Source organism: Nitrobacter sp. Nb-311A (assembly GCF_000152905.1).
GTDB lineage: Bacteria > Pseudomonadota > Alphaproteobacteria > Rhizobiales > Xanthobacteraceae > Nitrobacter.
Genome location: NZ_AAMY01000030.1, coordinates 24,276 through 33,847 on the forward strand (window position 1 = coordinate 24,276; position 9,572 = coordinate 33,847).

The window sequence follows — 9,572 nt, forward strand, 5'->3', positions numbered from 1 at the left end:
GCGGTTGTGCTGCAAACAGGAAACCCATCGAGCGACAATAGCAGAGATCGTCCGGAGGCGATCTCTGTATTGTTTGAGGGCATTAATCAGCAGGCTGTTCGATAAATTGCTATTGCTAACGGTGCGGTCCAAGCACGCGCGTGATTGAAAAGCTAGCCGAGAAAGGCAGGCAATTAATGCAGGTGCCGAGGATATGCTTGGATCAGGCCAGCCGGAGAGTCGCCTGACGCCTCCTCCGATAGGCCATGAAACTCAGGCCCACGAAGCCTACGATCATCATAGCCCAGGTAGAGGTCTCGGGGACGGCGGCAATGCTAATACCCTCGAACCGGAAGGCATGATTATACGCATAACTTTGGAACGAGGCGCCACCATCAGAGCTGGAAAAGTTAAGACCGGGAAGCGTGGGATTGACGGGTATGCTCCAGTGCATATCCCATTGCCGAGGCGCCACATTCAGGCCGACAAAATAACTTCCTGCCGCCAACGACCAGGATGGCAGATTCACCCCATATTCGGTGAAGTCATACCGGCCACTGCCGCCCGTGATGGATTGAGAGGCTACTGAAAAGCTGCCGCCGTAGATAAGCGGTCCGATAGTGCCCCCGCTATCGCCATAAATTGACACGTTCACCGCCGTAACGGGCAAAGTACTATTGGGTACTGTAAACGCATTGTAGAAAAAGCTCTCGAGGGTGGAATTCTGCGTGAGCAAGAAGTCCTGCGCAACAATGTAGTCCTGCGCTATGGGATTATGGCCCGCGGAATACCCTCCGCCCAAGTCGTTGTTGAAGAGCACAGCTGCGGAAGCCTGGTCAGCACATGCAAAAACGGCAAGGCAGGTCGCCAGTCCCAGTGTTTTAACGTCCATTTGAAGCCCCTAAATCGAATCATCGGATAACAACTTATAATTGAGAAAACAGTCTGCTACCTGAGTCAATGATCCCGTTAGAGGCAATTAACCTTTGTCAGCTTTGATCGTCCGTTGGCTGCGTTTCTTCGGGGAGGGCGAGGACGGGTCCTTCCTTTTGGACGGCTTGCTCCTTTTTCCGAAAAGCTCGCGCAGCCGAAGGACTTCCTCATAGAGGTCGCGGAGTTTGGCGGGGGAGACCCGCTTCGGCCTATCCTCCAGCTTGGGTTTTTTTGGCCTGCGGCTCATCGATCGCGATCCGAAGGCGGAATAAAGGTCGCTGGCAGAACTGGGATACGCCAACGACCTCGTCCCGCGGGGCCGGACGTGGCTGTTGTCCGGTATGAACTACCAAAGTCGGAAATAGGCCGATGCGCAATGAAGGCTTAGAATTAAGCTTTATCTGACCTCAGAGCCCGTTTGGAAAATCAGGGATGAGCGTTTCTGCGGATGAGGACGCCGCCCATGGCGACGTGGATCATGGCGGTTGAGACGTCGATGCGGCGCTCGTAGTCGCGAACGAGCCTGCGCCAACGGATCATCCAACCGAAAGTTCGTTCGACGACCCAGCGACGCGGTAGGACTTCGAAGCCCTTCTGACCGTCGCGGCGACGGATGATTTCGATCACGAACCGTAGATAGGTGGCCTTGTCCATCAACTGCAGCCGGTCGTAAGCGGCATCGGCGAAGAGATGTTTCACCCACGGCCAGCGTTTGCGGATCGTATTGAGGATCGCCTGCGCTCCGGCGCTGTCGGAGATATCGGCGGTCGTCAGATTGACCATCAACAGCCGCCCGTCGGTGTCGACCGCGATATGGCGCTTGCGCCCGACGATCTTCTTGCCGGCGTCATAGCCGCGCGTCTCGCCATGCGGCGCTTTGACCGACTGGCTGTCGATCACCGCAGCAGACGGGCTGGCTTCGCGACCTTGCCTTTCCCGGTCGAGCATGAGTTCGATGTCATGGATCGTTTGGAACAGGAAGCGCCGCGCCAGTTCGCGGAACCAGCCGTAGACCGTCCGCCAATGGCCGAAATGCACGGGCAGCATCCGCCAGCCGCAGCCCGAGCGCACCAGATACCGTACCGCGTTGATCACTTCGCGAAATTCGATCTCCCGCGGCCGCCCCCTGCGTCCGGGCTTCGGCATCAGCGGCGCGATCCGCTCCCATTCCTCGTCCGTCAGGTCAGACGGGTAGCGCTTGGTCTTCCGGGCGATCTTGGCCATTCGGCCTCGCTGCTTGCGTGTCCACATCCGAAGTGTGAATCATATTCGCAACGACACCGGAATCTCGGCCCAGCCCAATTTTCAAACAGGCTCTCAGAAGTTAAAAATGGAACCGTCAGTTCTGCACTCAATGCAGCCGTCACCGAAATGCCGGCCCCCGATGCCGTTGGCCGGCTCAGCGTAATGATCCGAATGATAAGCCTTAACAGTGCAGCTTAATCCAAGCCGGCGCGTGGTCACTGGCGTTCTTTTCGCTTCTGCCGTCGCCATCCACGCCCGCTTTGATCAAACGGGAAGCGACCGCTTTACTGAGCAAGAAGTGGTCAAGCCGGAAAGCATGATCTTTCTCATAGCGATCTCGCCCATACGTCCAGAAGGTATAAACTCGTTCGTGACGGTAAACATCCCGGAGAGCGTCCGTCCATCCGTTTGCGAGCAGCGAGGCGAACGCTTTGCGTTGCGTCTGCTGAACCCGCGCATCGTTAGTCCATGATTCTGTAGAGCACATGTCGAGGTCGGTGGGCGCGACGTTGTAGTTTCCGACCAAAAGGGCGGGGTGGTCTTGCCCTTGCAACCGAGCCGCATGCTTCGTCAACCGCGATAACCAACTCATCTTGTAATCGAACTCCGGTCCCGGTTGAGGATTTCCTTTCGGAAGATAAAGACAGGCGATCAGCAGGCCTCCAACCGCTGCTTCGATATATCTGGCCTCACGATCAGAGGGGTCGCCCGGAAGTCGTCGGCGGGTAACAATCGGGTGCGATCGTCGCGATAAAATGGCGACTCCGTTCAAAGACTTTTGGCTCTCCCAAACGGCAGAATAGCCTGCCTCTCGGAGCGCAGCCCTAGGAAAGTCGCGCTCCTCGCATTTTAAATCTTGAAGGCAAACCACATCGGGCTTGCTGTGCTTCAACCATTCGAGGAGGTTGGGCAACCGCGTGTTGACGTTGTCGATGTTGAAGGTCGCGATCTTCATGCCGGCTCACAAAGGCTCGTTCTCTTTTTGCCAAGTCTCCGCTGTTTGACGCTATCCATCTGGCAAGCCTTGCGAGACCGGCTGAGCAGGCCCAACCGCCCTACTCTGATCTTGAGTCGTCGGAGAATGCTCGCGGTGGGCGACGAGGTGAAATCGGTGGTAGTCTCGGTGCAGTGGACGGCGTTCTCACATTTAATATCAAAATTTGAAGGTCGCCCGAAATTATTATTGACTTTACTTCTAATTAGAAATGAAATTTAAAAAAAGAGCGCGAAAAGGGTAAAAACAACTTATAATATATATTAAAAGAAAGGTTAAACCTATGGTAAAGCGGAGCATACTAGGAGGTTTAGCAATATCAGCGGCCGTAATGGCTTTTAGTGTCCCGGCTTCGGCTAGCATCGTTATCAGCCAAGGCGCCACCGGCACCGGTAATAACGTTCTCTTCCAAAACGTGCTTGGGGAAGGCACGACGTCCCTCTCCACGGACACTAACCTAGGTGATCGGGTAACGTTCACCAGCAACGAAGCGCTTACCGTACCCGCTAGTGGGGCAGCTCGCATCAGCGCAGTTGATGGCTCGTTGAATAACCTTGAATGGCATCTTTCTGATCCGACATTGGGATATGATCTTGGGGTATTTAATATCAACGTTCCCAATCAAAATGGTGGGCCGGCAACCAGCGTGACGGTTTACGCCTATGACCAAAATAATACGGAATTCTCGAATACTTTTAATCTCGGAAACGGACAGAACTTCTTTACGGTGGACTCGGACGACCTTCAGTCAATTACCTCAATTCGATTTGAAGCCTTCGGCGGAATCGTCGATGACGTTCGTCAGGTACGTATTGACGGAATCACATCTATCGCGGCCGTCCCCGAGCCGTCCACCTGGGCCATGATGATCTTGGGCTTTTTCGCCATTGGCGCGATGACCTATCGTCAGCGGAAGAACATCGCACTTCGAGCAGCATGATCCATGCAAATCATCGGTACCTGCATCAATTGCCTGCCCCCCTCGTCTAGCTTGACGATTACGCTCGCACTTGCGATCGCAACAATAGCGCTAGCTATTTACCGAACGGCCTGACTTCCAATCTTCTAGACGCTCGATAAGAGACCGCCTCCTGGCGGTCTTTTGTTTGGCCGATGGGCTCCTTCCGCCAGCAAACGCCAGTCATCCTGACGGCCTATATCCTTGGTTTGGAGCGAATGATCGCCATTAACATCGTAAGACCATGCGCTAGCGGAAAGCAGCTTGCCGTTGAAATAGGCGGCCCGAGCTCCCGTGCTTATCCGAATCAAAAAGCGCCGTAGCGTGAAAGCTGACATGAGGTTGGGTTAGAGCAGGGGCCTGTCAAGCGGCCGAACCGTAATTCAGAAATGTCCTCGGACCGCCGTGACAGTAATCCTTCGGCTCCAGTTTTGACGTGTCCAAGGGATCCCCTGGGTGAGAGCGTCCACCTGATCGTCATGCCAACCTACAATCACGTCCGCTATCATGAGAGCATCGACAATCTGACTCAAGCCGATGTCTACTTCGGCAGGGCCGAGGCGATCGCAAACCGTCGCTTGCAGCACCGACTGCAGGCCCCTTAAACTCTAACCCCTGATTGAGCCAGCGCCTCCCTTCTCGAAATGCCTGATCAGTCTCGAATTACCTGACGACGAACATGTTTCAACCACTGGAGGAGTGGGCAATCGCGTCGTTGATGTTGAAGGTGGCAATCCTCATGTAGGCTCACGGGCAGTGGGCGTTGTCTTTTTCACCACTCGCCGCGAGATGGCGTGATCCGTCCGCAGGACCAAATGCAGCGCCTTTGCCTCCCATGGGGCACACATCTAAATATCGTTGCTCCTCGGCCGGCGTCACGATAATCGGCGAAAACGTCCGAAGTGATCGCGCGTTCGTTGACCTTCTGCCCGCAGGGGCCACCTCGGCGAAAATCCAGCAAGGCCAGCCGTGGATGACTTCGAACCAAACCGGCATCTTTGCGTCGCATTGGCGAGGAATCAGAAATAGGGCAGTCAATCAAAAACGATCGTGATCCAAGTTTTCTGTGTACCAAAGTGAACAGAGAGGGTTGTAACTTTGAGTACTCCGTCAGGGATGAGCCAGTTTTTACCCGACAGAATTACCCGGAGAGAGCTTTGGGCTCTCGCGCGACTCAGTATCGATGCAGAAGTAGCCGCGGTGTCGCCTCACATTTTTCAGAGGCTAATTACGCTTGGTCTCGCCGAAGATTCGAAGGATGTCCGATGATCACTTATGACGGCATCCTATTCATCGGAAACGAAACCCCGCCGGGCAGGCGAGCTGAATCGCTGTGATGATGGGCCGGCGAACCGATTTGAAAGGAAGTCCGGCCTAGGCTTCCGACGCGCCGTCCTGGGGGCGACCCGCCGGAAGCCTTCCCGAATCAGCACTTTCGCGTTGACACGGATGTTCAGCCTAGGACCACACACCAGCATTTGCATCATTGTGTGTTCGTGTCCGTTCGTTCCCATCAGAGCCGGCAGCCAGGCCGGGCTTGCCACAGGTCACGTGAGCGCTATATCCGTTGATCATTCAACAGGAGTGCGGCAAGTGGCGATTGGTACTGTAAAGTGGTTCAATGGGCAGAAGGGCTATGGGTTCATCGAGCCTGAGAGCGGCGGGAAGGACGTGTTTGTGCACATCTCCGCCGTGGAGAAGGCCGGGTTCACCAGCCTAGCGGAGGGCGCCAAGGTGTCCTACGAGGTTGTCATGAACCGCGGCAAAGAAAGCGCGGAGAACTTGCGGATCGGTTAGCGAGCGGAGCCGGATGTACGCTGTGGCTGTCATTGAATGGCCCGGGCAACGCTCCGGGTCATTTGCATTCCGGACGTGTACGACGGCGAGGCCGACACGGGGCGGATGCTGACTGGTAAGGGTATTCGCGACATGTACTGCCGACTACTATTTGGTAGTGCGCGGTTGCATAATTAGGGTTGGGACCCATAAAAGTGATTCCTTCGGCGCTGAGTTCGTGATTCACGGTCTCCGACAGGAGGCCTTTGATGAGTCGCGATTGCTTTTGGCTAACGAAGGATCAGTTTGCTGTTCTCAAACCGCTTCTGCCTAATGATACGCGCGGCAAGCCGCGGGTCGATGATCGGCGCGTCATCAGCGGCATTATCCAGGTTCTGAAGTCCGGTGGGCGCTGGATCGATGCGCCGGAGGTCTATGGTCCGCGCAAAACACTCTACAATCGCTTCGTCCGCTGGGCAGCGAAGGGCGTATGGGTAGACATATTCCACGCACTCGCAACGGCCGGTGGACCTCCTGCGCAGGTCCTGATCGATAGCTCGGCCGTAAAGGCGCATCGATGCGCATCTGGCGGCAAAGGGGGAACATCAGCAGGCCATCGGCCGATCGCGCGGCGGGCGGACCACGAAGATCCATGCTCTGACCGACGCCGAGTGTCGTCCCGTCGCGTTCTTGCTGACCGGGGTCAGATAGCCGATTGCACCGCTGGAGCGGTTCTGCTCGACAGATGCCACGTTCTGCGATCCTGCACGGCGATATGGGTTATGACAGCGATGCCATCCGCCGACAGATCGAGGGAAAGGGTGCGATGCCGAACATCCCGCCCAAGGCGAACCGACACTGGAAGAACTGCTTCTCGCCCGTCCTCTATCGAAGCCGCAATGCCGTCGAGCGTATGTTCTGTCGCCTGAAGGACTTCCGCCGCATCGCCACCAGATATGATCGTCTCGCAATCAATTTCCTCGCAGCCGTCTGCATCGCTGCGCTGGTCAGTTACTGGTTATGAGTCCGGACCCTAGTAAAGCCCGCAGGGGGCGCAGGCCAAGTCCAGCCGTTTAATGCCCAGCAATCGAAAGCTGTTCCCGACATAGGTCAAGGTACGGAATCGCGTACTTGTTCGACTGATACTAAGGTCACAATGTCTTTGTCGACGAGCTGGATGGGAAGTTAAGGCCCATAATTGAGAGCAAATTCGATGACGGTCTTGCAGCAATAAGCATGGATATTACCGTTCCTGTCTTACTGTTTACTAGCGCACTAAGAGCCTGTTTGAAAATTGGGCTGGGCCGAGATTCCGGTGTCGTTGCGAATATGATTCACACTTCGGATGTGGACACGCAAGCAGCGAGGCCGAATGGCCAAGATCGCCCGGAAGACCAAGCGCTACCCGTCTGACCTGACGGACGAGGAATGGGAGCGGATCGCGCCGCTGATGCCGAAGCCCGGACGCAGGGGGCGGCCGCGGGAGATCGAATTTCGCGAAGTGATCAACGCGGTACGGTATCTGGTGCGCTCGGGCTGCGGCTGGCGGATGCTGCCCGTGCATTTCGGCCATTGGCGGACGGTCTACGGCTGGTTCCGCGAACTGGCGCGGCGCTTCCTGTTCCAAACGATCCATGACATCGAACTCATGCTCGACCGGGAAAGGCAAGGTCGCGAAGCCAGCCCGTCTGCTGCGGTGATCGACAGCCAGTCGGTCAAAGCGCCGCATGGCGAGACGCGCGGCTATGACGCCGGCAAGAAGATCGTCGGGCGCAAGCGCCATATCGCGGTCGACACCGACGGGCGGCTGTTGATGGTCAATCTGACGACCGCCGATATCTCCGACAGCGCCGGAGCGCAGGCGATCCTCAATACGATCCGCAAACGCTGGCCGTGGGTGAAACATCTCTTCGCCGATGCCGCTTACGACCGGCTGCAGTTGATGGACAAGGCCACCTATCTACGGTTCGTGATCGAAATCATCCGTCGCCGCGACGGTCAGAAGGGCTTCGAAGTCCTACCGCGTCGCTGGGTCGTCGAACGAACTTTCGGTTGGATGATCCGTTGGCGCAGGCTCGTTCGCGACTACGAGCGCCGCATCGACGTCTCAACCGCCATGATCCACGTCGCCATGGGCGGCGTCCTCATCCGCAGAAACGCTCATCCCTGATTTTCCAAACGGGCTCTAATAGGTGCAGCTGCAGGTTTGCGCTATAAAGTCTTTGTCCTCATGCCCATCGCATTTTTGATTGCTCTGGGCGCGGCCGCCATCCTACGTAGGAACGATTTCGGCACCGAAAGTGGAATTGCTACGATAACCGCGTGCCTTGTGCTGAACCAGGCGGCCTACATGATCGTTCAGATTTTTGATCCGTCGGCCCATTTAATTTCCGATGACGGAGCCGATAGCGAACCAAGCGCCAACCGCGAGCAGGGTGTCCATGGCGATGACGGCGATGACAATCAGAAGCCAGCGACCAATAGCGGTTCGAGCGAATTGAAAAGCCGCGATGGACGTTCTGTTCTGACGAAATAACATGTGAACTCACAAATTTTGCCTGCAAAAAAACGGTGGGCCACGCTGCAAAAGCGCTTAAATTTAGCGTCACTTTGACGCGAATTAAACCCAAAAGATGTCCATCCGCCTGTGCCCGCAGCCCAATGCCCGGCGAGCCCTTTCATCACTATCCCTCGCCAGCTTTCGGCTTTTCCCACCTGGGATCCTTTCGTGTTTGCCGATCGGCGGTAGCAGGCGATTGTGGTCCATCATCTGCTTCGTCTCGGCTCTGGTCTGCCCCCTGAAAAGTGGTCCTCCCTGACTTAGGCTATTCGCCGTTAGAGAGGACGTTGGAATGCCCCAGAAGAAGCACAAGGCGGAAGAGATTGTCGCGAAGCTGCGCCAGGTTGATGTTTTACTTTCTCAAGGCAGAACGGTTGGCGAAGCGGTTCGTTCGATCGGCGTGACGCAGTTCACGTATTACCGGTGGCGCAAGGATTTTGGTGGCCTGAAGGGCGATCAGGTAAAGCGCTTGAAAGAGCTCGAGAAAGAGAACGACCGGCTGCGTAAGGCTGTGTCGGACCTGACGCTGGAGAAGCTAATCCTGAAAGAGGCTGCCTCGGGAAACTTCTTCTCTATTCGGGGTGCATGATGCAAGCTCCTTTTTGCACGTCCACGATGTCAGAGATCATCCTGCGAGGCTCCTGCTTCTCTCCGAGGTCAGCATTTTGCAGCCTCATGATGGGATCAGAGGGAAAGGGCGGAGCCATCTAAGCCGCGCGGTCGTAAGTGCGCCGCACGAGTTTCCTCGGTCTCACCCAATCCCGTCGTCCTCGCGGGACGCCTCCTCCAGCATGGAGGAAGTTGAATCGGTGTGGATTTCCTCTGTGACTAGGTTGTAGCTGCGCTCCAGCGGAAGTCGGTATCGTCCCTCCACATCCGGTGAAGTATGACCGCGAGCTTGCGTGCAACTGCGACCATCGCCTTTTGCATTCCGCGCCGGCGCGCCACTGCAATGCCCCAGGCCTTGAGCGGGTTCCAGCGACCTGGACCAGTTAATACGACGAGAGCTGCTTCATAGAGACTGGATCGAAGCATCACATCCCCAGACCGGGAGATGCGACCCGTCCTGGAGATCTCGCCGGACTGATAAATGCGCGGCGTAAGTCCGTAGTGAGCACCCACGCACT

The 9,572-nt window shown here is 56.2% G+C and carries 9 protein-coding genes and 2 pseudogenes; 7 read left to right on the top strand and 4 right to left on the bottom strand.

The window, feature by feature from the left end; genetic code table 11:
• Positions 1 to 202 precede the first annotated feature (202 nt).
• From NB311A_RS07725 to xth, 3 genes are all read right to left on the bottom strand, one after another.
• Positions 203 to 871, bottom strand: coding sequence for a PEP-CTERM domain protein (locus tag NB311A_RS07725; protein ID WP_009797956.1), 669 nt, complete (start codon positions 869 to 871; stop codon positions 203 to 205).
• Between the two features lie 467 nt (positions 872 to 1,338).
• A complete protein-coding gene (locus NB311A_RS07735) occupies positions 1,339 to 2,163 on the bottom strand; it encodes an IS5 family transposase (protein WP_116394730.1) in 825 nt (274 codons plus the stop codon).
• Between the two features lie 175 nt (positions 2,164 to 2,338).
• Positions 2,339 to 3,112, bottom strand: coding sequence for an exodeoxyribonuclease III (gene xth, locus NB311A_RS07740; RefSeq protein WP_009797958.1), 774 nt, complete (start codon positions 3,110 to 3,112; stop codon positions 2,339 to 2,341).
• Positions 3,113 to 3,482: 370 nt separating this feature from the next.
• On the opposite strand from xth, the gene NB311A_RS07745 reads away from it, so the two are divergent.
• The 7 genes and pseudogenes from NB311A_RS07745 to NB311A_RS07775 form a co-directional block, all read left to right on the top strand.
• Positions 3,483 to 4,091: a PEPxxWA-CTERM sorting domain-containing protein gene (locus NB311A_RS07745; protein WP_040674383.1), complete on the top strand. Its 609-nt coding sequence runs from the start codon at positions 3,483 to 3,485 to the stop codon at positions 4,089 to 4,091.
• A 1,611-nt stretch (positions 4,092 to 5,702) separates the two neighbouring features.
• Entirely contained in the window at positions 5,703 to 5,906 is a 204-nt protein-coding gene (locus tag NB311A_RS22255; RefSeq protein WP_040674384.1) for a cold-shock protein, read from the top strand.
• A 248-nt stretch (positions 5,907 to 6,154) separates the two neighbouring features.
• Positions 6,155 to 6,601: pseudogene (locus NB311A_RS23100) on the top strand (transposase); the annotation flags it as partial.
• A 29-nt stretch (positions 6,602 to 6,630) separates the two neighbouring features.
• Entirely contained in the window at positions 6,631 to 6,909 is a 279-nt protein-coding gene (locus NB311A_RS23105; RefSeq protein ID WP_009797963.1) for an IS5/IS1182 family transposase, read from the top strand.
• A 321-nt stretch (positions 6,910 to 7,230) separates the two neighbouring features.
• The gene (locus NB311A_RS07765) at positions 7,231 to 8,055 is read left to right on the top strand and encodes an IS5 family transposase (protein ID WP_116394730.1); all 825 of its coding nucleotides are present in this window, start codon (positions 7,231 to 7,233) and stop codon (positions 8,053 to 8,055) included.
• A gap of 36 nt (positions 8,056 to 8,091) precedes the next feature.
• A complete protein-coding gene (locus NB311A_RS07770) occupies positions 8,092 to 8,421 on the top strand; it encodes a hypothetical protein (RefSeq protein WP_245256962.1) in 330 nt (109 codons plus the stop codon).
• Between the two features lie 316 nt (positions 8,422 to 8,737).
• A pseudogene (locus NB311A_RS07775) lies at positions 8,738 to 9,019 on the top strand (transposase); the annotation flags it as partial.
• A gap of 254 nt (positions 9,020 to 9,273) precedes the next feature.
• Here NB311A_RS07775 and NB311A_RS20280 read toward each other — a convergent pair.
• Positions 9,274 to 9,572: IS110 family transposase (locus tag NB311A_RS20280; protein ID WP_009797966.1), on the bottom strand; the 299-nt coding region annotated here is incomplete at its 5' end.